10 protein-coding genes, 2 tRNA genes and 3 rRNA genes are annotated in these 21,363 nt (G+C 57.2%); 9 read left to right on the forward strand and 6 right to left on the reverse strand.

Features of this window, described 5'->3' with window-relative positions; translation table 11 throughout:
• Positions 1-32 precede the first annotated feature (32 nt).
• Genes dbpA through RHM62_RS09110 form a run of 3 tightly spaced genes read right to left on the reverse strand, consistent with a single transcriptional unit; the run spans position 33 to position 4,158 of the window.
• Positions 33-1,418: an ATP-dependent RNA helicase DbpA gene (dbpA, locus tag RHM62_RS09100; protein WP_322125170.1), complete on the reverse strand. Its 1,386-nt coding sequence runs from the start codon at positions 1,416-1,418 to the stop codon at positions 33-35.
• Entirely contained in the window at positions 1,418-1,897 is a 480-nt protein-coding gene (locus RHM62_RS09105) for a DUF1854 domain-containing protein (RefSeq protein ID WP_322125171.1), read from the reverse strand. Before RHM62_RS09105 ends, dbpA begins: the two co-directional genes overlap by 1 nt.
• Positions 1,894-4,158: an ABC transporter transmembrane domain-containing protein gene (locus RHM62_RS09110; RefSeq protein ID WP_322125172.1), complete on the reverse strand. Its 2,265-nt coding sequence runs from the start codon at positions 4,156-4,158 to the stop codon at positions 1,894-1,896. The genes RHM62_RS09105 and RHM62_RS09110 overlap by 4 nt, the downstream gene beginning before the upstream one ends.
• Before the next feature lie 377 nt (positions 4,159-4,535).
• Between RHM62_RS09110 and cphA (RHM62_RS09115) the strand changes: the two genes are divergently transcribed.
• Both cphA (RHM62_RS09115) and cphA (RHM62_RS09120) read left to right on the forward strand, forming a co-directional pair.
• A complete protein-coding gene (gene cphA / locus RHM62_RS09115) occupies positions 4,536-6,710 on the forward strand; it encodes a cyanophycin synthetase (RefSeq protein WP_322125173.1) in 2,175 nt (724 codons plus the stop codon).
• 48 nt (positions 6,711-6,758) lie between these two features.
• A complete protein-coding gene (gene cphA, locus RHM62_RS09120) occupies positions 6,759-9,329 on the forward strand; it encodes a cyanophycin synthetase (RefSeq protein WP_322125174.1) in 2,571 nt (856 codons plus the stop codon).
• 6 nt (positions 9,330-9,335) lie between these two features.
• Here the strand turns inward: cphA (RHM62_RS09120) and RHM62_RS09125 are convergent, their stop codons facing one another.
• Entirely contained in the window at positions 9,336-10,475 is a 1,140-nt protein-coding gene (locus RHM62_RS09125) for a class I SAM-dependent methyltransferase (RefSeq protein ID WP_322125372.1), read from the reverse strand.
• Between the two features lie 178 nt (positions 10,476-10,653).
• Here RHM62_RS09125 and RHM62_RS09130 point away from each other — a divergent pair, with 178 nt between their 5' ends.
• Positions 10,654-11,814 (forward strand): SLC13 family permease, encoded by a 1,161-nt coding sequence (locus RHM62_RS09130; RefSeq protein WP_322125175.1) that lies wholly within the window; start codon positions 10,654-10,656, stop codon positions 11,812-11,814.
• Positions 11,815-11,867: 53 nt separating this feature from the next.
• Here RHM62_RS09130 and RHM62_RS09135 read toward each other — a convergent pair whose 3' ends face one another.
• Entirely contained in the window at positions 11,868-13,856 is a 1,989-nt protein-coding gene (locus tag RHM62_RS09135; protein WP_322125176.1) for a TonB-dependent receptor, read from the reverse strand.
• 82 nt (positions 13,857-13,938) lie between these two features.
• Entirely contained in the window at positions 13,939-14,328 is a 390-nt protein-coding gene (locus RHM62_RS09140) for a hypothetical protein (protein ID WP_322125177.1), read from the reverse strand.
• A 588-nt stretch (positions 14,329-14,916) separates the two neighbouring features.
• Here RHM62_RS09140 and RHM62_RS09145 point away from each other — a divergent pair.
• From RHM62_RS09145 to RHM62_RS09170, 6 genes are all read left to right on the forward strand, one after another.
• Positions 14,917-16,449, forward strand: a 16S ribosomal RNA gene (locus tag RHM62_RS09145).
• A 145-nt stretch (positions 16,450-16,594) separates the two neighbouring features.
• Positions 16,595-16,671: transfer RNA gene (locus RHM62_RS09150), tRNA-Ile, on the forward strand.
• 53 nt (positions 16,672-16,724) lie between these two features.
• Positions 16,725-16,800, forward strand: a tRNA-Ala gene (locus RHM62_RS09155).
• Between the two features lie 366 nt (positions 16,801-17,166).
• Positions 17,167-20,052: ribosomal RNA gene (locus RHM62_RS09160) — 23S ribosomal RNA — on the forward strand.
• Between the two features lie 178 nt (positions 20,053-20,230).
• A 5S ribosomal RNA gene (rrf, locus tag RHM62_RS09165) occupies positions 20,231-20,343 on the forward strand.
• The 16S, 23S and 5S rRNA genes sit together here with 2 tRNA genes alongside, the layout of an rRNA operon.
• A 227-nt stretch (positions 20,344-20,570) precedes the next feature.
• Positions 20,571-21,347 (forward strand): DUF3348 domain-containing protein, encoded by a 777-nt coding sequence (locus RHM62_RS09170; protein WP_322125178.1) that lies wholly within the window; start codon positions 20,571-20,573, stop codon positions 21,345-21,347.
• Positions 21,348-21,363: the final 16 nt, after the last annotated feature.

A 21,363-nucleotide genomic window follows, 5' to 3' on the forward strand; every position in this document is an offset into this window, starting at 1 on the left:
CAAGGCCCGTCAACCATATCGTCCTGATCCGCTCAAATAAATCGCATCTTGAAGTTACGCCCCTTGATATTGCCACCCTCAAGTTTGGCAAACGCCTTCTTCGCGATGCGCCGGTCCAGTGCCACATAGGTCATGAATTCGAACACGTTGATCTTGCCGACCTGTTCCTTGGTGAGGCCCGCGTCGCCGGTCAGGGCGCCGAGCAGATCGCCTGGACGCAGTTTGTCTTTTTTGCCGCCCATGATCAGCAGCGTCACCATCGGTGCTTCCAGCGCCGGGCCGGGGGCGACTTCGAGGTCGGCCAGATCGAACCAGCTGACGGGTCCGTGCTGGTAGTCCTCGATCAGCTTGACCCATTTTTTTTCATTCGGGGCGCACAGGCTCAAGGCCAGTCCGCGTGCCGCGCCGCGACCGGTACGACCAACCCGGTGAATATGGACTTCGGTATCTTTCGAGACATCGACATTGATCACCATCTCAAGGCTCTGGATATCGAGTCCGCGCGCGGCTACGTCGGTGGCGACCAGTACCGAACAGCTGCCGTTGGCAAACAGCACCAGGATTTCATCGCGCTCGCGCTGTTCGAGTTCGCCATACAAGGCCATGGCACTAAAACCTTGCGCCCGCAATTCATCGGCCAGTTCACGGCAATGGATCTTGGTATTGCAGAAGGCTAGCGCCGATGCCGGTTTGAAATTGTTGAGCAGGCGGCCGACAGCATCATTGCGGTCGTCATAGCCGACTTCATAGAAACGCTGTTCGATGCGGTTGTCGTCGTGCTGTGCTTCGACCGTGATTTCGGTCGGGTCGCGCAGGAAGGGCGCACTCGACTTGCGGATGTCATCCGGGTAGGTCGCGGAAAACAGCAGCGTCTGGCGACGCGTCGGGCAGGCCGAGACGATGCCGGAGATCTCCTCGTAAAAGCCCATGTCGACCATGCGGTCGGCTTCATCGAGCACCAGCGTCTGGACCGTCGACAGGTCGATGCTGCCGCGCCCGATATGATCGCGCAGACGGCCCGGCGTGCCGACGATGATGTGCGCGCCATGTTCGAGCGAGGCGATTTGCGGGCGCATGGGCGCGCCGCCGCACAGGGTCAGGATCTTGGTGTTGTCGGCAAACCGTGCCAGCCGGCGCAGCTCGTTCGAGACCTGGTCGGCCAGTTCGCGGGTCGGACAAATGACCAGCGCCTGGATCGCAAACCAGGTCGGATTGAGGCGTTGCAGGATGCCGATGCCAAACGCAGCGGTCTTGCCGCTACCGGTCTTGGCTTGCGCAATCAGGTCGCGCCGGTCGAGAATCACCGGCAGGCTTTTAGCCTGGATGGGCGTCATCTCGTGATAACCCAGCGAGTCGAGATTGGCCAGCATCGATGGCGAGAGCGCCAGCGTGGAAAAGGAGTTGGGAGTAGCAGTCATTACAGGAACCGATCAAGAATTTTGCGCGACAGCTTGTCCATCGTGTGCATGTCGCGGATAAGGAAATGGATGCCGTGGCTGTCGGAGATCAGCAGTGATGCGGCGTCGACGCGGCGGATGTCTTCTTCGCCGCGCAGTACGAAACGGGTCGCGCCGCGATCGGTCTCGACCGACCAGGTGCACGGCGTGGCGTAGCTGGTCACGTCGAGGATGGCGCTTATCTCCGGCATGAATTCGCGCCCGCTCAGTTCGTCTTCGACCAGGGTGCGGATGGCCACTGGCAGCGCATCGAGCCGGTCGATCCAGCCGACTTCGCGCCCGTCGGTGCTGACCAGTGCAATGCCATCATCGGGGGCCTGGATCGGAAATGCCCGCACGGGGGCGACGCCTTCGTGGGTCTGGCCGGCGGCGTCCACGAGGACCAGCTTGCCGAACGCATTGCGAGTCAGACTGAAGGTAGTTGGTAGCGGTTCGTTCATGCGAGGTCTCCCATCGTATTGGCGGCATTGCGCGCTTGTGCTTCATAGAGCCGGAAATATGCGCCCTGGCGCGCCATCAAGTCATCGTGACTGCCGATCTCGACGACTTCGCCGCGATCGAGCACCACCAGCCGGTCGGCCTTGTGCAGCGTTGACAGGCGGTGTGCAATCGCGATCGTGGTGCGGCCGTGGACCAGATTGTCGAGGGCTTTCTGGATCTCTTTTTCGGTTTCGGAATCGACTGATGAAGTTGCTTCATCCAGGATAAGGATGCGCGGATTGATCAGCAGCGCACGCGCAATCGAGATGCGCTGGCGCTCGCCGCCGGACAAGCCCTGGCCGCGTTCGCCGACCATTGAATCGTAGCCTTGCGGCAGTCGCAGAATGAACTCGTGGGCATGCGCAGCGCGCGCGGCGGCGATGATGTCGGCACGGCTGGCGTCCGGTTTGCCGTAGGCGATGTTGTCGCTGATAGTACCGAAGAACAGGAAAGGCTCTTGCAGAACCAGGCCGATATTGCGTCTGAAATCAGCGATCGCATACGAGCGGATATCGATGCCATCGACCAGAATGGCGCCTTCGGTGACATCGTAAAAACGGCAGATCAGATTGACCAGCGTGCTCTTGCCGGAGCCGCTGTGGCCGACCAGTCCGATCATTTCGCCCGGCTTGATACTCAGGTTGATGTTGCGGTTGACCGAGCGGTTGCCGTAGCGGAAACCGACATCGCGCAATTCGATGCTGCCGTCGACGCGACCGACCTTGACCGGATTGGCCGGCTCCGGAACGCTCGATACATGGTCGAGGATATCGAAGATGCGCTTGGCAGCCGAGGCGGATTTTTGCGTGACCGAGACGATGCGGCTCATCGAATCGAGCCGGCCATAAAAGCGGCTGATGTAGGCGATGAACGCAGTCAGCACACCGACGGTGATTTCGCCGCGCGAGACTTGCCAGATGCCGAAGCCCCACACCACCAGCAAACCCATCTCGGTCAGCAGCGACACCGTCGGCGAGAACAACGACCAGATTTTATTCAGGCGATCGTTGACGGCGAGGTTGTGCTTGTTGGCCTCCTTGAAGCGGTTCGCTTCGCGCTGTTCCTGCGCAAACGCCTTGACCACGCGGATGCCGGGAATCGTATCGGCCAGCACGTTGGTCACTTCGGACCAGACCCGGTCAATTTTTTCAAAGCCGGTGCGCAGGCGGTCGCGCACGACATGGATCATCCACGCAATGAACGGCAGCGGTAGCAGCGTCACCAGCGCCAGCCACGGATTGATCGAAAACAGGATCGCGGCCGTCATGATGATCATCAGCACATCGGTGGCGAAGTCGAGCAGATGCAGCGACAGGAACACGCAGATGCGATCGCTTTCGCTGCCGATGCGCGACATCAGGTCGCCGGTGCGCTTGCCGCCAAAATATTCCAGCGACAGGCGCAGCAGATGGTCATAGGTCGAGGTGCGCAGGTCGGCACCGATGCGCTCCGACACGAGCGCTAGCACATAGGTTTTGGCCCAGCTCAGCGCCCACGCGACGAGGGCCGAACCGAACAATCCGAGGAGGTAGACGGTGACCAGTTGCTGGTCGATTTGCTGACCGTTCTGGTAGGGGATCAGCACGTTGTCCATCAACGGAATAGTCAGGTACGGCGGGATCATGTGTGCCGCAGTGCCCAGTAGTGTCAGGATGAAACCGAGCAGCAGCTGGCCGCGGTACGGTTTGGCAAAGCGCCACAACCGGAACAGTGTCCAGGTGGATGGCGGCGTGTGGATGACTTTGGTGCAGATCGGGCAGACATCCTGGTCCGGTTCCAGTGGTGCCTTGCAGCTCGGGCACAGCGTCAGGTCATCGGCATCGACGGCGACACCGCTGACATGGCTGTCGCGCTGTGCCGCGAACTGATCGATCAGCCGCATCGCCAGCAAATTCTGGCCCAGCGTAAAACGCCAGCTGGCCAGCCGGCCGGTGTCGTCGGCGATGTCGAGATGACCGACGCCGGCATGGTCGTGATGAATCAGGTGCAGGCCGGCATGGAATTGCCAGTTGCGCCAGGCTGTTTCGCCGGGCGCGCGGGCCAGAATGCGCTGGTCGGTCACGACCACCAGTCCCTTGGCAAAACGCAGGCGCGCATCGAGATCGACTTCGACCGCCGCCACCAGCGCTTCGCCCGGCAGCAGCTGGGCCAGCGTCTCCGCGCGCCATGCGGCCGGAATATCCTGGTGGGAGGAATCGATCAGGGAAGCAGCTGTGTTCATCGTGCGAAAACTCCGGGCCGGAAAGGCAGCGCGTCGACGCCGGACTTCCCGAAAAAAGGATGGAATGGTCAGGCAAAAGCCGACCGAAATTGTTCTTTGTAGCAATAAAGTGCCCGCTTTCCGGTTAGTTACGGGTTACGACGCCACTTATTTGCGGTATTCTGTCGCGGGCGATAATCTGATGGAAACTTGACCAACCAGAGGGACGGCAGAGCGGCAGGCAGTATACCGCAATGAATTCCTGATTTCCCATGCCGGAAGCAGCATTTGGCTGCGCCGTCTAACCAAGCGAAAAATATGCGTGAATGGGCGTGACCCCCGGCGCATCCGGTGTGATTTTCGCTGAGAGCAGCGCACTGGCAACCTGACCAAGACAGATGACCCAAAAGAAAGATATTGAAGTGCTTCGCGTGACCCATTTGCGCGGACCTAGCATTTGGACTTACCGACCCTGCATCGAAGTCTGGGTTGACATTGGCGCGCTGGAAGATTTCCCTTCCAACCTGATTCCCGGATTATACGAACGGCTCAGCACCTTGCTGCCGGGCCTGATCGAACATCGTTGCGGTGTTGGCGTGCGCGGCGGTTTTCTGCAGCGCCTGCGTGACGGGACTTACGTGGCCCACATTCTTGAGCACGTGGTGCTCGAACTGCAAAACCTGGCAGGCATGCAAACCGGGTTCGGCAAGGCGCGCGAGACCTCGCAGCGCGGTATCTACAAGGTCGCTTTCCGGACCCGCGAAGAACAGGTCGGGCGCACCGCGCTGACCGCCGGTCGCGAACTGCTGATGGCCCTGATCGAAGACCGTCCGTATGACTTGCCGGCCACGCTGGCCATCCTGCGCGAGATGGTTGACACGCGCTGCCTCGGACCGAGTACCGCACACATCGTCGATGCCGCGACCACACGCCGGATTCCATCGATGCGCATGACCGACGGCAATCTGGTCCAGCTTGGCTACGGTATTCACCAGCGCCGCATCTGGACTGCCGAGACCGACCAGACCAGCGCCGTCGCCGAAAGCATTTCACGCGACAAGGACCTCACCAAGGTGTTGCTCAGTGCTTGTGGCGTGCCGGTGCCGGAAGGCCGCATGGTCAACAGCGCCGCGGAAGCCTGGGACGCCGCCGAAGAGATCGGCTTGCCGGTCGCTGTCAAACCCTACGACGGCAACCACGGACGTGGCGTATCGCTTGACCTCGATAGCCGCGCCGTGGTCGAGGCAGCCTATCACCTTGCGTACCAAGCCAACGGCGGTACCGTCATCGTCGAACAATTCATTCCCGGAAACGAGCATCGCTTGCTGGTGGTCGGTGACAAGGTGGTTGCGGCGGCCGCCGGCGAAGCCGCCTGGGTCACCGGCGATGGCAGCGCCACCGTCATCGCACTGGTTGATCAGCAGATCAATGCGGACCCCCGTCGTGGTGAATCCGAAGAATTTCCCCTCAATACCGTCAAGCCCGCTACCAGCGCAGAGATTCTGCTTGAACTGGAACGCCAGGGATTAACACCGTCGGACATTCCGCCTGCAGGACAGCGCGTACTGATTCAGCGTAACGGCAATGTGGCGTTTGACGTGACCGACAAGGTGCATCCGGAAGTGGCCGAGATGGCCGTGCTGGCCGCGCGTATCGTCGGACTGGATGTTGCCGGTATCGACCTGGTGGCGCAGGATATTTCACGACCCCTGTCGCGCCAGCGCGGCGCCATCATCGAAGTCAATGCCGGACCGGGCCTGCTGTCGCATTTGAAACCGGCCAGTGGCACGCCGCGCGACGTCGGTGCAGCCATCGTCACGCATCTGTTCGGACCGCATGACAGCGGGCGCATTCCGATTGTGGGTATCGCCGGTACCCGTGGTACGGCACTCATTGCGCGCCTCGTCGCCTGGATCATCCAGATCAGTGGCAAGAATGTCGGGCTGGCGTGTGCCGATGGCCTATATCTGGACAGCAGGCAAATCGTCAAGGCCGGCAGTGTCGACTGGGATGCCGGGCAGCGCCTGTTGATCAACCGCTCGGTGGAAGCGGCTGTCTTCGAGAATTCAGCCCGGGCCATCTTGTCCGAAGGATTGGCTTACGACCGTTGCGCAGTCGGTGTTGTTACGGATCTGGATGGTCACGCGGAACTCGGCGAGTTTTACATCACCGAACCGGATCAGATGTCTGCGATATTGCGCACCCAGATCGATGTGATTCTGCCGAGCGGCGCCGCGGTGTTGAATGCCGCCGATCCGCGTATTGTCGCCATGGCCCCGCTATGTGATGGCGAAGTGGTGTTCTACGGAATCGACTCGGAATTGCCTGAAATTATTTCTCGCAGGAAATCTGGAGAGCGCGTCATCTTTTTGCGTGATGGAAACGTTGTACTCTCCGTTGCTTCCGAAGAAATGACTTTGTTGTCACTGTCCTCACTCAAGGCGCGCAAAGCGGCGCAACCCGAAGCGATCCTCGCGGCAGTTGCTGCGACATGGGCGCTGGGCATCACCCCTGAACTGATCGGTGGCGGCTTGAGGACCTTCGAATCGAATCCACACAAGACCAACTATTGAGATTGGCGCACTGACGCCGGCTCTACTCTAGGACAGGAAATCTGCTTTATGGAAGTTTCAAGAATCCGGGCTTTACGTGGCCCGAATCTCTGGAGTCAGCACACCGCAATCCAGGCGATCGTTGTGTGTACCGGGCAGGAATGCGCGATCAATGCCTTGCCTGATTTTGAAGTGCGCCTGCGCGCGCTGTTTCCTGCGATGGATCAATTGCAGCCCAGCGGCCATCAGGACGAAGTCGTGCTGGCTCGCGTGCTTGAACTGGCAGCGCTGGGCTTGCAGGCGCAGGCCGGTTGCCCTGTCACATTTAGCCGCACCACGCAGACGCTCGAGGCTGGCACCTATCAAGTCGTGGTCGAATACAGCGAAGAAGCGGTCGGCCGGCTGGCCATGAAGCTGGCCCAGTCGCTGTGCGAAGCGGCGCTCAATGACACCGACTTTGATCTTGCCGACGCCTTGCACCAGTTGCGTGAACTCGATGAAGACGTCCGGCTCGGTCCGAGTACCGGTGCGATTGTCGAAGCCGCCGTGGCACGCAATATCCCTTTTCGCCGCCTGACCGATGGCAGCCTGGTGTTATTTGGCTGGGGTAGCCGTCAGCGTCGTATTCAGGCTGCCGAGATGGACAGCACCAGCGCGATTGCCGAAGCGATCGCCCAGGATAAGGATCTGACCAAAAAACTCTTGAGTGCCGCCGGCGTGCCGGTGCCAAACGGACGCGCGGTTCGCGATGTCGATGATGCCTGGGAAGCCGCGCTTGAAATCGGTTTGCCGGTGGTCGTCAAGCCGCTCGATGGCAATCAGGGCAAGGGCGTTACGGTCAATGTGACGAGCCGTGAACAACTGGCTGCGGCCTACACCACGGCGTCCGAATTCCGGGATGCGATTCTGGTCGAGCGCTATTTGCCCGGCAATGATTTCCGCTTGCTGGTAGTTGGTGACAAGCTCGTTGCCGCTGCCCGCAGAGACCCTCCGCAAGTCGTCGGCGACGGGGTGCTGTCGGTGCGCCAACTGGTCGATCAGGTCAATCTGGATCCGCGCCGCGGGTCCGGTCATGCGACTTCACTGACCAAAATCCGCTTCGATGACATTGCACTGGCCAGCCTGGCGATTCAAGGTTATGACGCCGATACGGTCCCGCCAAAAGGCCGGCGCGTGGTCTTGCGCAATAATGCCAACTTGTCGACTGGCGGCTCCGCCACCGATGTCACCGATGATGTCCACCCCGAATTCGCGGCGCGCGCCATTGCTGCTGCACGCATGGTCGGGCTCGATATTTGCGGCGTCGACATCGTTTGCGACAACGTACTCAAATCGATGGAGGAACAGGGCGGTGGCGTGGTGGAAGTCAATGCTGCGCCGGGCTTGCGGATGCATTTGTCACCATCGTTCGGCAAAGGCCGTCCGGTCGGTGATGCCATCATCGCCGAGATGTTCAAGCGCGGCGACGATGGCCGTATCCCGGTCGTCGCGGTGACCGGCACCAACGGCAAGACCACGACCGTGCGCCTTATTGCGCATCTGATGACGCAGACCGGTTTGCGCGTCGGCATGACCAATACCGATGGCGTCTATATCCGCGGTCGGCGTATTGACAGCGGCGACTGCAGCGGTCCGCGCAGCGCCCGCAACGTGCTGCTGCATCCGGATGTCGATGCTGCCGTGTTCGAAACGGCGCGCGGAGGTGTGTTGCGCGAAGGGCTGGCGTTCGATCGCTGCCAGGTCGCCGTGGTGACCAACATCGGTACCGGCGATCATCTTGGGTTGAACTACATTACGACTGTCGAAGACCTCGCCGTGCTCAAGCGGGTGATCGTCCAGAACGTGTCCGATACCGGTGTTGCGGTGCTCAATGCGACGGATCCCATCGTCGCGCGAATGGCCGGTAATTGCTCGGGATCGGTGACCTTTTTTGGCAGCGATCGCCGTCATCCGGTGATGGCGACGCACCGTGCCCAGGGACGCCGCGTCGTGTTCATCGACGATGACATGTTAGTGGCAGCCGAGGGCACGATCGAACACAGGATCGCGTTGTCAGAGATCCCGATCACGCGCGGTGGCGCGATCGGGTTTCAGGTTGAAAACGTGATGGCATCCGTTGCTGCAGGTTGGGCCGTCGGCCTGGACTGGGACGTGATGCGTTCCGGCCTGAAATCGTTTGCCAACGATAGCGACAATGCGCCGGGGCGTTTCAATGTCTTTGATTACCGTGGTGCGACGCTGATTGCCGACTATGGCCACAATCCGGATGCCATTCTGGCGCTGGTGCAGGCGGTCGAGTGCCTGCCGGCAAAACGCCGTTCGGTGGTCATCAGCGGTGCCGGCGACCGTCGTGACGAAGATATCCGTCAGCAGACCGAAATCCTGGGGGCGGCATTCGACGATGTCTTGCTGTATCAGGACCAGTGCCAGCGCGGTCGTGCCGATGGTGAAGTCGTGGCCTTGCTGCGGGCTGGCCTGGCCGATGCATCACGCACTACCGTGATCGATGAGATTCGTGGCGAGTTCCTGGCCATTGATACGGCGCTCGAACGACTGTCGCCAGGGGATCTGTGCCTGATTCTGGTGGATCAGGTCGAGGAATCACTGGCGCATATCGCGGGACTGATCGCCCGCGGTTGATAGGGATTACGCGGTGCCGGCCTGTCCGGTACCGAGTCGCCATAGCGATGTCAGCTCGGCACTACGCGCTGCATGCAGCGGGTCGGCGGCGTCGCTGGCACGCGGATGGACAGGCCGTACATCCTTGCGTCCGAGTACCGTCAGGCCCGCCGCACTAATCCATTCCAATAACTCGGCACGTGTGCGCAAGCCCAGGTGCTCGGCCAGGTCCGACAGGATCAGCCAACCTTCTCCTGCTTTTTCAAGATGTCCCGCCAATCCGTCGAGGAAGCCGCGCAGCATGCGGCTGTCCGGGTCATACATCGCGTATTCGATGGGTGAACTGGGCCGTGCCGGCAGCCAGGGCGGATTGCAGACAATCAGCCCGGCCCGACCCGGCGGGAACAGGTCGGCGCAGAGCAGTTCTATCGTCGCGTCCATGCCGAGGCGGGTGATGTTTTCTTGCGCACACGCGAGGGCGCGCGGATCCTGGTCGGTAGCGACCACGCGCTGCACGCCGCGCTGTGCCAGTACCGCTGCCAGCACGCCGGTTCCGGTGCCGATGTCGAATGCCAGGGTGGTCGAGGGCAAGGGCATTTCTGCCACCAGCCCGACATATTCGCCGCGCACCGGAGCGAACACGCCATAGTGCGGATGAATCCGGTTGTCCAGCGCGGCAATGTCGACGCCGGCCTTGCGCCATTCGTGCGCGCCTATCAGTCCCAGCAGTTCACGCAGTGAAGCCACATACGGTGCATCGGCGCTGCCATAGGCCTCGAGGCACGCGGCCGCGACATCCGGCGCGCGGCGCAGAGGCAGCGTGTGATTGCTATCGAATGGCATGAGCAGCATCGCCAGGGTGCGAGCGCGCTGGGACTGCGCCTGACGATGAAAATTGAATGCTTCGAGCGGGCTGCCGGCGGCCTTGTGGACCTTGCGGTCGCAGCGGCGCGCCATGGCTTGCAGGAGTTGGCGCGCATTCTGGAAGTCGCCGCGCCACAACATCGCGGTGCCTTCGCACGCCAGCCGGTACGCCGCGTCGGCGGTGGTGCGGTCATCGGCGATGACGACGCGCTTCGGACTGGGCATGCCGCTTTCGGAGCGCCAGCGCGCTGAGCAGGACAAGTCGTTTTCGATCCAGTGGATAAGCACAGGTGCGGGCACCATCGGCGTGGCGGGGAGGGACGTTGGCATTGCGGGTCACGATCAGAAAAAGGAGAGCTGGTAACAGCAAGCCGGTATTTTATGTCAGCCGATTACTGTGCGGTAAAGCCAGCGTGCTTGCCGGCGCAGAAAGCGCTTCAGGTATGCTTCGGCAAAATCCAATAGCACGGCAAGGATAGGCATGAGCAGCCCGCAACAATCGATGGATGACACAGTGCGACAAAGCCGTTTCGGCTTGTTTGGAACATGGGTGCGGCAGTTGGCTAACGATGTTTTTTTTCTGTTGCTTCTGGCAGTACTGGTCGTACTTAGTGTGTTTTCACCAGACCGGATTGCGGCTTATCCGGCGCTGGTTGACTGGCCTACGATCGCGGCACTGACCGGCTTGCTCGCCTTGACTAAGGGTCTGGAGTTGAGCGGCGCACTCGATCATGCCGGTCACTGGCTGACGGCGCGCATGCGCAGCGAACGCGCCGTCGCCGTCTGTCTGGTGCTGACCGCTGCGTTGCTGTCGATGGTGCTGACCAATGATGTCGCACTGTTCGTGGTTGTGCCGCTGACGCTAGGTATCTGCCGGTTGACTGGCTTGCCGCGGTCCCGGCTGGTGATCCTGGAAGCGCTGGCGGTCAACGCCGGCTCGATGCTGACGCCCATCGGCAATCCGCAAAATCTCTTTTTGTGGCAGCTCTCCGGCGTGTCCTTCGTAGAGTTCGTCGCGCATATGCTGCCACTGGCACTGATGCTGATGGCGTTGCTGCTGGCGCTGACCTGTGTCCTGTTCGGACGTCGTTCCATCAGAGCGGAGACCGCCACTCCCCCTGGCCGGCTCGATCGCAGCCTGTTTTGGTGGTCACTGGCGTTATACGTGCCGTTTCTGCTGGCGACCGATTTGCGTCATGTCGAACTGGCGGCGCTGACGGTACTGGCGGTGTTTCTGCTGCTGCGTCGCGCGGTGCTGGCGCGCATGGATTGGGGTTTGCTGCTGGTGTTCGTACTGATGTTTATCGACCTGCGTTTGCTGGCCGGCCTGACCATTGTTCGTGATGCGATGCAGGTGCTGGGGCTGGCGCAAGCGCGCCATTTGTATCTGGCGGCAATCGCCGGGTCGCAACTGGTCAGCAATGTGCCGGCCGCGATTGCACTGGTCGAGTACTCGCGCGACTGGCGCGTGATTGCCTATGGTGTCAATGTGGGCGGGTTTGGTTTGCTGGTCGGCTCGATGGCCAACCTGATTGCCTTGCGCCTGTGTGGCGAGCGCAAGGCCTGGCTGGAATTTCATTGGTACGCGATGCCGTTCCTGGGGATTGGCATGGTGCTGGGTTATGCGTTGCTGTTCGGGTGATTCAGCATTGGCGGGAAGCTGGTCGATCAGCTTTCCGCCATGTGTTGCTCGACTTAGAACCGGGTCCGCAAGCCTACGATCAGGTTGCGGCCCGGCAGCGGTGCGACATCTTTCAGGATCGATGTCGACAGCCGGATATCCTGGTTCAGTAGGTTTTTGACATTGGCGAACCAGGTGACATCGTTGTTGCCGACCTTCCAGGTGTAAGACAGGTTCGCATCCAGCAGCGTGTAGGCAGGTGTATTGCTGGTCTCAAAGGAGGCTAACCGGTCTTGCGTCCGGGCATGGATCAGCGATGCTCCGCTGCGCCAGGCACCGGTTTTGTAGCCGATGTCACCACCGAACCGTGATGCTGGTTGCAGCGGCAGGCTGCCAGCACCATCGAGCGAGCCGCGCGACGTGTCGGCAAAGGCGCGCAATGACACGCCGTTGCCATGGGCGTTATAGGTAATTTCTGCTTCTGCCCCGCGGATTGTGGCGTCCGCCTGGTTAAAGATACGTTCCTTTAATGTGCCGCCTGGATTGCCTTCCTCGTCGACGAAATTACCGGCGATCTGGCCGTAGACAAAATTCTTTGCCTTGGTCTGGAACACATTCGTCTTCCAGCGGATCAGGCCGGTATTTTTTTGCAGCGTCAACTCGACGTTACGTGAAGTTTCTTTGGCAAAGTTTGGATTGCCGATATCGAAGGTCGCAGTGGAATCATGCGGTCCGCCGGAATACAGCTCGTCGGCGGTCGGTGCGCGCTGGGCGATGGACACCGTTGCGCCAGCGCCATACCCGGGCATAAATGTCCACAAACCACCGATGGCATACGAGGCCAGGTCAAAGCTGCGGTCAATATTGCTGACTGGCGCGCGTTTTACCGACTCAAGACGCAAGCCGGCATTCATGCGAACCTGACCGAATTCTTTTTCTTCGACCAGGAAGGCCGCGCTTGATGTCGAGCGCGTGACAGGCACCGTGTTCGGGCCGCCATCGGTTGCATTTAATGCCGAAAAATTGGTGTTGTCGGTCTGAATACCGAACGTTCCACGGAATCCGGCAATTGGTTTATGCGTCAATTCGGCGCGGGTTTCGAGTGATCGATTGGCGAAGTTGGTTTGGGGGACATTGTCGAGATTTAGCTCGCTGTGTTTGTAATCGGTGTACCCGAGCTTGAACTTGAAGGTTTCAAATCCGGCAAACGGCGCATTGACCAATGCATCGATATCGTAACGACGTTGCTTTTGATCGATTTGCGCTCCTTCGAGAGCGGGTATGCCGTAGAGATTGCTGACCTCTGCTGCGGAGATCCCGACATGTCCCCAGTCCTGAATATAGGAGGCGCCGACGCCGATAGTGTTTTGCCGGGCGAATGACAGGGGCAGGGTGCCGCTGGCGCTGGTCGAATCGCCCTGGATACGGTTGCCGGGGATCTTGTAATCGCTGGCATTGCGCACGCTGGAGTCGACATGTAGCCCGATCGGGCCCGCTGCGGTGTCAGCCGATAGCGACAGATTTTTTGCCTGATCGACGGTGCCGTAACGCACTTCGGCTTCTCCTGTTGGGATGGTGGCCAATGTGGTCGGGATCCTGTCATTGACGACATTGACCAGTCCGCCAATTGCACCCGAGCCGTACATTAGTGCCGCTGGCCCACGTAGGATTTCAATCTGTTTTGCTGTAGGGCCATCGGTGGCTACCGCATGGTCATTCGATAATCCGGAGACGTCCGAGACCGCCATGCCGTTTTGCAGGATTTTGACGCGCGAGCCATCGAGGCCACGGATGATCGGACGCGAAGCGCCTGCGCCGAATGCCGATGTTGATACCCCGAGCTCGCCGGAGAGCGTGTCACCTAAGGATCCACCTAATTTGTTGCGCAGTTCATCGCCCGAGAGGACTTTGGCAGGAGTCAATATCTGGTCGCCGTCATTGGAGGAAAAGGGACTTGCCGTGACGACGATCGACTGAATTTTTGGTTCGGTGATTTGGGCGAATGCGATTGTGGAGAGCGCGGACAGAACGGCGCCTGCCAATAAAGTACGTTGAGCGTGCATGTTGATTCCTGAATAGATAGCAAAGACTTGTGCGCCCGCGGGAGAAGCCGCGTGGTACACAAAATTTAATCAGTAAAACGAATCAGACAGCGGGTGGTGCACGGGAAAGAAAATGGGCAGTGAAGGGGGGAAGTCTTGACGCGAAAGCAATCCACAGTGCCAGAGCGTGCAAGTTAGGTAAGACTGGAATCGCTATTGCCGCGGTACAGATCCCGGCAGACAGGGTTGCGGCATCAAATGCAGCACAAGAATGGCTGGAATCGCCCAGATGCGCGACCAGCTGAAAAACAGAAGAGGTACCCGACGCGACTTCGGGGGATATTTTGGCGCTGGCTGTCGCCGATCCGTCATGAGCGACCCGATGCATTTGTCCCAGCCATTGCGCAAATAGCAGTGCCATCACCAATACGGTGATAGTTTTGACGTTGGCCGTACGGGCCATCCATGGGCGAAGCGATATCGACGAAAACATGATCTTATGCGGCGGGTAATGAATTTTATGGAGCGAGGGTAGCATAGGAGCGGCTGTCTGATTTGCTCAAGGTCATTGGTGCGTTGCTGCGTCAACGGATTTGAAATACGGGAAACCTCATACAAATTCACAAGGAGGATGCCCGTAGTGGTATCCGCAGTAACGGTAAATACGGCGTCATCTGGAGAAACACGTCTTCGTATCGTGAAGGCTAATGAATCATCTAAATTATTTACCCGTATAACTTGCACGCCGAGGGCGGATTGGCTATAGTTCGCCTCCTGCTTCAGCGACATCGAAGCGCAGACAAACAAAACGCTTTGTCAGCAGCATCAAAGACGGCACGGTCGGTGAGGGTAATCGAAATGTTGTGGATGGTGCGGTAAGTTCTTTAACAATTAACAGTTGATAAGTGTGGGCACTTGGTGGAAGTGCACTGTGGTGACTTAGGTTGCTACGGAGTCTTTACATATAAGCAAGTGCTCACGAAGAAATATAGGAAAGATTGAAAGATTGATCCTGTCAGTATTTTGAGTGAGCGACCGGTCAGCGATGACCATGTCCGAGAGGACATAAAACACAGAGATTAAACTGAAGAGTTTGATCCTGGCTCAGATTGAACGCTGGCGGCATGCCTTACACATGCAAGTCGAACGGCAGCACGGGGGCAACCCTGGTGGCGAGTGGCGAACGGGTGAGTAATATATCGGAACGTGCCCTGGAGTGGGGGATAACGCAGCGAAAGTTGCGCTAATACCGCATACGATCTACGGATGAAAGTGGGGGATCCGCAAGGACCTCATGCTCGTGGAGCGGCCGATATCTGATTAGCTAGTTGGTAGGGTAAAAGCCTACCAAGGCGACGATCAGTAGCTGGTCTGAGAGGACGACCAGCCACACTGGAACTGAGACACGGTCCAGACTCCTACGGGAGGCAGCAGTGGGGAATTTTGGACAATGGGGGCAACCCTGATCCAGCAATGCCGCGTGAGTGAAGAAGGCCTTCGGGTTGTAAAGCTCTTTTGTCGGGGAAGAAACGGTTCATCTTAATACGGTGGGCTAATGACGGTACCCGAAGAATAAGCACCGGCTAACTACGTGCCAGCAGCCGCGGTAATACGTAGGGTGCAAGCGTTAATCGGAATTACTGGGCGTAAAGCGTGCGCAGGCGGTTATGTAAGACAGATGTGAAATGCCCGGGCTCAACCTGGGAACTGCATTTGTGACTGCATGGCTAGAGTGTGTCAGAGGGGGGTAGAATTCCACGTGTAGCAGTGAAATGCGTAGAGATGTGGAGGAATACCGATGGCGAAGGCAGCCCCCTGGGATAACACTGACGCTCATGCACGAAAGCGTGGGGAGCAAACAGGATTAGATACCCTGGTAGTCCACGCCCTAAACGATGTCTACTAGTTGTCGGGTCTTAATTGACTTGGTAACGCAGCTAACGCGTGAAGTAGACCGCCTGGGGAGTACGGTCGCAAGATTAAAACTCAAAGGAATTGACGGGGACCCGCACAAGCGGTGGATGATGTGGATTAATTCGATGCAACGCGAAAAACCTTACCTACCCTTGACATGGCTGGAAGCTTTGAGAGATCAGAGTGTGCTCGCAAGAGAACCAGTACACAGGTGCTGCATGGCTGTCGTCAGCTCGTGTCGTGAGATGTTGGGTTAAGTCCCGCAACGAGCGCAACCCTTGTCATTAGTTGCTACGAAAGGGCACTCTAATGAGACTGCCGGTGACAAACCGGAGGAAGGTGGGGATGACGTCAAGTCCTCATGGCCCTTATGGGTAGGGCTTCACACGTCATACAATGGTACATACAGAGGGCCGCCAACCCGCGAGGGGGAGCTAATCCCAGAAAGTGTATCGTAGTCCGGATTGTAGTCTGCAACTCGACTGCATGAAGTTGGAATCGCTAGTAATCGCGGATCAGCATGTCGCGGTGAATACGTTCCCGGGTCTTGTACACACCGCCCGTCACACCATGGGAGCGGGTTTCACCAGAAGTAGGTAGCTTAACCGCAAGGAGGGCGCTTACCACGGTGGGATTCGTGACTGGGGTGAAGTCGTAACAAGGTAGCCGTATCGGAAGGTGCGGCTGGATCACCTCCTTTCTAGAGCATGCGCGGAAGCCCTGTGTCCACACTTATCAGCTGTTAGTCGAGAGAAGAACAGCAAGCAGTAAAAACAAGCAAGCGATGACAAGGAAGTGCACGAGAGTGTGGTGATATGTCGTGGTGAAGTGGCGCGGGTTCAAGCGGGTCTGTAGCTCAGTTGGTTAGAGCACCGTGTTGATAACGCGGGGGTCGTTGGTTCGAGCCCAACCAGACCCACCAAGACAGAGTAGGGTGGTAAGCAGCAAGTAGTTAAGCAGTCAGTGAAACACCTGGGGGGTTTAGCTCAGCTGGGAGAGCACCTGCTTTGCAAGCAGGGGGTCGTCGGTTCGATCCCGTCAACCTCCACCAGAGAACGATGAATAAATGCAGTGAAGTAAAAATGCAAACCTAAGCAGCGTCATTCGCGAAGCGAATGACAAGGTATTAGGTTTGGTTTTTTATAACAAGAAACCATGAGCTGTTCGCTCTTTAACAATTTGGAAGAAGTAAAGATTTATCAGTGTCGATGAGACTCGTGAAAGCGAGAATTAAAGGCGCTGGTGGGTAGTGATTGTAATCAACAAACATGGATTCAACATGCTTGCATCTAGCTGGGCTACGCAAGTAGCTACAAAGGTGCAAGTGCATACGTAGTACTCAGTTGTTCTAACCGTCTTTGTGTCACCGGTGCATTTCGAAAGAAAGACGCTGGTGGTACAGAGGTCAACGTTATAGGGACAAGTGACTAAGTGCACATGGTGGATGCCTAGGCGATATCAGGCGATGAAGGACGTAGTAGCTTGCGATAAGCTGCGGGGAGCGAGCAAACACGCTGTGATCCGCAGATTTCCGAATGGGGTAACCCGGCCTTAATGGTCATTGCAACCTGAATACATAGGGTTGCAAAGCGAACGCGGCGAACTGAAACATCTAAGTAGCTGCAGGAAAAGAAATCAACCGAGATTCCCAAAGTAGCGGCGAGCGAAATGGGAAGAGCCTGCAAGATCTAGCATGAGACATAGTGGAAGCCACTGGAAATTGGCGCCATAGTGGGTGATAGCCCCGTACACGAAATGTCTGGTGTGGAACTAAGCTTGCGACAAGTAGGGCGGGACACGCGAAATCCTGTCTGAAGATGGGGGGACCATCCTCCAAGGCTAAATACTCGATATCGACCGATAGTGAACCAGTACCGTGAGGGAAAGGCGAAAAGAACCCCGGAAGGGGAGTGAAATAGATCCTGAAACCGTGTGCATACAAACAGTAGGAGCGGACTTGATCCGTGACTGCGTACCTTTTGTATAATGGGTCAGCGACTTACATTCAGTGGCAAGGTTAACCGTATAGGGTAGCCGTAGAGAAATCGAGTCCGAATAGGGCGTTCAGTCGCTGGGTGTAGACCCGAAACCAAGTGATCTACTCATGGCCAGGATGAAGGTGCGGTAACACGCACTGGAGGTCCGAACCCACTAATGTTGAAAAATTAGGGGATGAGCTGTGGGTAGGGGTGAAAGGCTAAACAAACTTGGAGATAGCTGGTTCTCTCCGAAAACTATTTAGGTAGTGCCTCTTGTATCACCATCGGGGGTAGAGCACTGTTATGGCTAGGGGGTCATCGCGACTTACCAACCCATTGCAAACTCCGAATACCGATGAGTGCGAGCAAGGGAGACAGACGTCGGGTGCTAACGTCCGGCGTCAAGAGGGAAACAACCCAGACCGCCAGCTAAGGTCCCAAAGATTGGCTAAGTGGAAAACGAAGTGGGAAGGCTAAAACAGTCAGGATGTTGGCTTAGAAGCAGCCATCATTTAAAGAAAGCGTAATAGCTCACTGATCGAGTCGTCCTGCGCGGAAGATGTAACGGGGCTAAGCCAGTCACCGAAGCTGCGGATATTAACGTCATTTATGACGTCGATATGGTAGGAGAGCGTTCTGTAAGCCTGCGAAGGTGTCTTGTAAAGGATGCTGGAGGTATCAGAAGTGCGAATGCTGACATGAGTAGCGATAATGGGGGTGAAAAGCCTCCACGCCGTAAGCCCAAGGTTTCCTGTTCAACGTTCATCGGAGCAGGGTGAGTCGGCCCCTAAGGCGAGGCAGAGATGCGTAGCTGATGGGAAGCAGGTTAATATTCCTGCACCGTCGTATGATGCGATGGGGGGACGGATCGCGGAAGGTTGTCCGGGTGTTGGAAGTCCCGGTCCTTGACTTGTAGAAGGCATCTAGGTAAATCCGGGTGCGTAATTCAAGGGGTTGAGGCCAGCTTATTTATAAGCGAAGCAATCGGAAGTGGTTCCAAGAAAAGCCTCTAAGCTTCAGTCATACGAGACCGTACCGCAAACCGACACAGGTGGGCGAGATGAGTATTCTAAGGCGCTTGAGAGAACTCGGGAGAAGGAACTCGGCAAATTGGTACCGTAACTTCGGGATAAGGTACGCCCTTGTAGTTTGACCTCCCTGCGGAGGAAGGACGAAAGGGTTGCAATAAACTGGTGGCTGCGACTGTTTAATAAAAACACAGCACTCTGCAAACACGAAAGTGGACGTATAGGGTGTGACGCCTGCCCGGTGCTGGAAGATTAAATGATGGGGTGCAAGCTCTTGATTGAAGTCCCAGTAAACGGCGGCCGTAACTATAACGGTCCTAAGGTAGCGAAATTCCTTGTCGGGTAAGTTCCGACCTGCACGAATGGCGTAACGATGGCCACACTGTCTCCTCCCGAGACTCAGCGAAGTTGAAATGTTTGTGATGATGCAATCTACCCGCGGCTAGACGGAAAGACCCCATGAACCTTTACTGTAGCTTTGCATTGGACTTTGAACCAATCTGTGTAGGATAGGTGGGAGGCTTTGAAGCGGGGACGCTAGTTCTCGTGGAGCCAACCTTGAAATACCACCCTGGTTTGTTTGAGGTTCTAACCTTGGTCCGTTATCCGGATCGGGGACAGTGCATGGTAGGCAGTTTGACTGGGGCGGTCTCCTCCCAAAGTGTAACGGAGGAGTTCGAAGGTACGCTAATTACGGTCGGACATCGTGATGATAGTGCAATGGCATAAGCGTGCTTAACTGCGAGACTGACAAGTCGAGCAGGTACGAAAGTAGGACATAGTGATCCGGTGGTTCTGTATGGAAGGGCCATCGCTCAACGGATAAAAGGTACTCTGGGGATAACAGGCTGATTCCTCCCAAGAGTTCATATCGACGGGGGAGTTTGGCACCTCGATGTCGGCTCATCACATCCTGGGGCTGTAGCCGGTCCCAAGGGTATGGCTGTTCGCCATTTAAAGTGGTACGTGAGCTGGGTTTAAAACGTCGTGAGACAGTTTGGTCCCTATCTGCCGTGGGCGTTGGAAATTTGAAGGGGGCTGCTCCTAGTACGAGAGGACCGGAGTGGACGAACCTCTGGTGTACCGGTTGTCACGCCAGTGGCATTGCCGGGTAGCTAAGTTCGGAAGAGATAACCGCTGAAAGCATCTAAGCGGGAAACTTGCCTTGAGATGAGATTTCCCAGGAACTTGATTCCTTTGAAGGGTCGTTCGAGACCAGGACGTTGATAGGCTGGGTGTGGAAGTGCAGTAATGCATTAAGCTAACCAGTACTAATTGCCCGTAAGGCTTGTCCCTATAACCTTGATGGGTTAGAGACGACGAGTATGGCGTATGCGATTGTTGATGCATCACGCCCGCTAACTGCACACTGAAGATGATTTCAAGGTGTGTGTTGTACTTCTTTACTTCTTCCGAATTGCGTCCCCTGAAGGAGCCAGATCAACGGCCCCCACAGAGGATTCTACAAGTTAAGCCTGATGACCATAGCGCGTCGGTACCACCCCTTCCCATCCCGAACAGGACCGTGAAACGACGTTGCGCCGATGATAGTGCGTCAACACGTGTGAAAGTAGGTCATCGTCAGGCTCAGTTACATGCAGCAAACAAGAAGGCTCTTCGAAAGAAGGGCCTTTTTGCGTTGGCGCGGAGGGTTTGGTTTTGCGTCCCTCGCGGGCTATAATCACGAGCGAAAACACGGCAAGCGTCCCTAAAACGGCTTGAGGCGCGGGCGTCTTGTTCTCAATAATGTGTATCCAGATTGCGGCGTGAACCATCAGTCGTGTTGATTTCGTTGAATTTGATTGCCTGTCCTTATGACGCGAGCGCTACCGCGTACAAACTTCCACAGCTCCACACTCATTCGCTGTCTTGCCCGTCTCGAGATGGTGGGAACGCTCGAGCAAGAGAACGCGTTTGCAGAAAAGCTAGGCCTTTGGATTCACTTTGCCGATGCCATCACACTGTCGGCCGTGCATAGCGACATCACGGCTCCGATGCCGATGCCTTTCATGCCTGCAGCCGCGCAAATCAATCTGAGCACTGCCATTGCCGTCGAATTCGACCGGACTCAAACCGGCTTGATCAATTCAATCATCGCGAACTGCTCGCCAAAATCAGGAAAATCCCTGATCAAGTTACCGATCCCCTTACTCGAGTTACCGATAGATATTGCCGCGGCCTACGCGCCATATCGCTGGTTTTACGACGCCCACCAGCGCGACATGGAAATGCGTGTCCAGCCACTGCGAACCAAGATCCGGAATGCCCTGGCGAACGTGTCGCCAAGACTAAAAAAACTCGCCGACCTGGATGCGGCACTCGAGGCAATTCTGCGCGAGCGCGAGGGAAAATTGCTCTCGAAAATACCGGTACTTTTAAAAATACGCTTTGAGCAATTGTTCAAAGTTCATCAGCAGAGGCTTGTTGAGTCCCGCGAGGCAGACAACCCCGCTGCGTGGATACACCCGACCGGCTGGCTGACACAATTTTGCAATGACATGCAAATGTTGTTGCTGTTCGAACTGGAGTTGCGATTGCAACCGACCGTGGGACTCATCGAAGCATTCGACACTAAGACAAACAATGAATAGACAGTTATTTGCAGTC

This window comes from Actimicrobium sp. CCC2.4 (assembly GCF_034347385.1).
Classification (GTDB): Bacteria; Pseudomonadota; Gammaproteobacteria; order Burkholderiales; family Burkholderiaceae_D; genus Actimicrobium.

What these genes read in the sequence shown, in the direction of transcription:
- RHM62_RS09170 (WP_322125178.1), top strand. Translation starts at nt 20,571, where the DNA reads ATGACGCGAGCGCTACCGCGTACAAACTTCCACAGCTCCACACTCATT.
- RHM62_RS09140 (WP_322125177.1), bottom strand. Translation starts at nt 14,328, where the DNA reads ATGTTTTCGTCGATATCGCTTCGCCCATGGATGGCCCGTACGGCCAAC.
- RHM62_RS09125 (WP_322125372.1), bottom strand. Translation starts at nt 10,475, where the DNA reads ATGGTGCCCGCACCTGTGCTTATCCACTGGATCGAAAACGACTTGTCC.
- cphA (WP_322125174.1), top strand. Translation starts at nt 6,759, where the DNA reads ATGGAAGTTTCAAGAATCCGGGCTTTACGTGGCCCGAATCTCTGGAGT.
- RHM62_RS09110 (WP_322125172.1), bottom strand. Translation starts at nt 4,158, where the DNA reads ATGAACACAGCTGCTTCCCTGATCGATTCCTCCCACCAGGATATTCCG.
- dbpA (WP_322125170.1), bottom strand. Translation starts at nt 1,418, where the DNA reads ATGACTGCTACTCCCAACTCCTTTTCCACGCTGGCGCTCTCGCCATCG.
- RHM62_RS09130 (WP_322125175.1), top strand. Translation starts at nt 10,654, where the DNA reads ATGAGCAGCCCGCAACAATCGATGGATGACACAGTGCGACAAAGCCGT.
- RHM62_RS09135 (WP_322125176.1), bottom strand. Translation starts at nt 13,856, where the DNA reads ATGCACGCTCAACGTACTTTATTGGCAGGCGCCGTTCTGTCCGCGCTC.
- RHM62_RS09105 (WP_322125171.1), bottom strand. Translation starts at nt 1,897, where the DNA reads ATGAACGAACCGCTACCAACTACCTTCAGTCTGACTCGCAATGCGTTC.
- cphA (WP_322125173.1), top strand. Translation starts at nt 4,536, where the DNA reads ATGACCCAAAAGAAAGATATTGAAGTGCTTCGCGTGACCCATTTGCGC.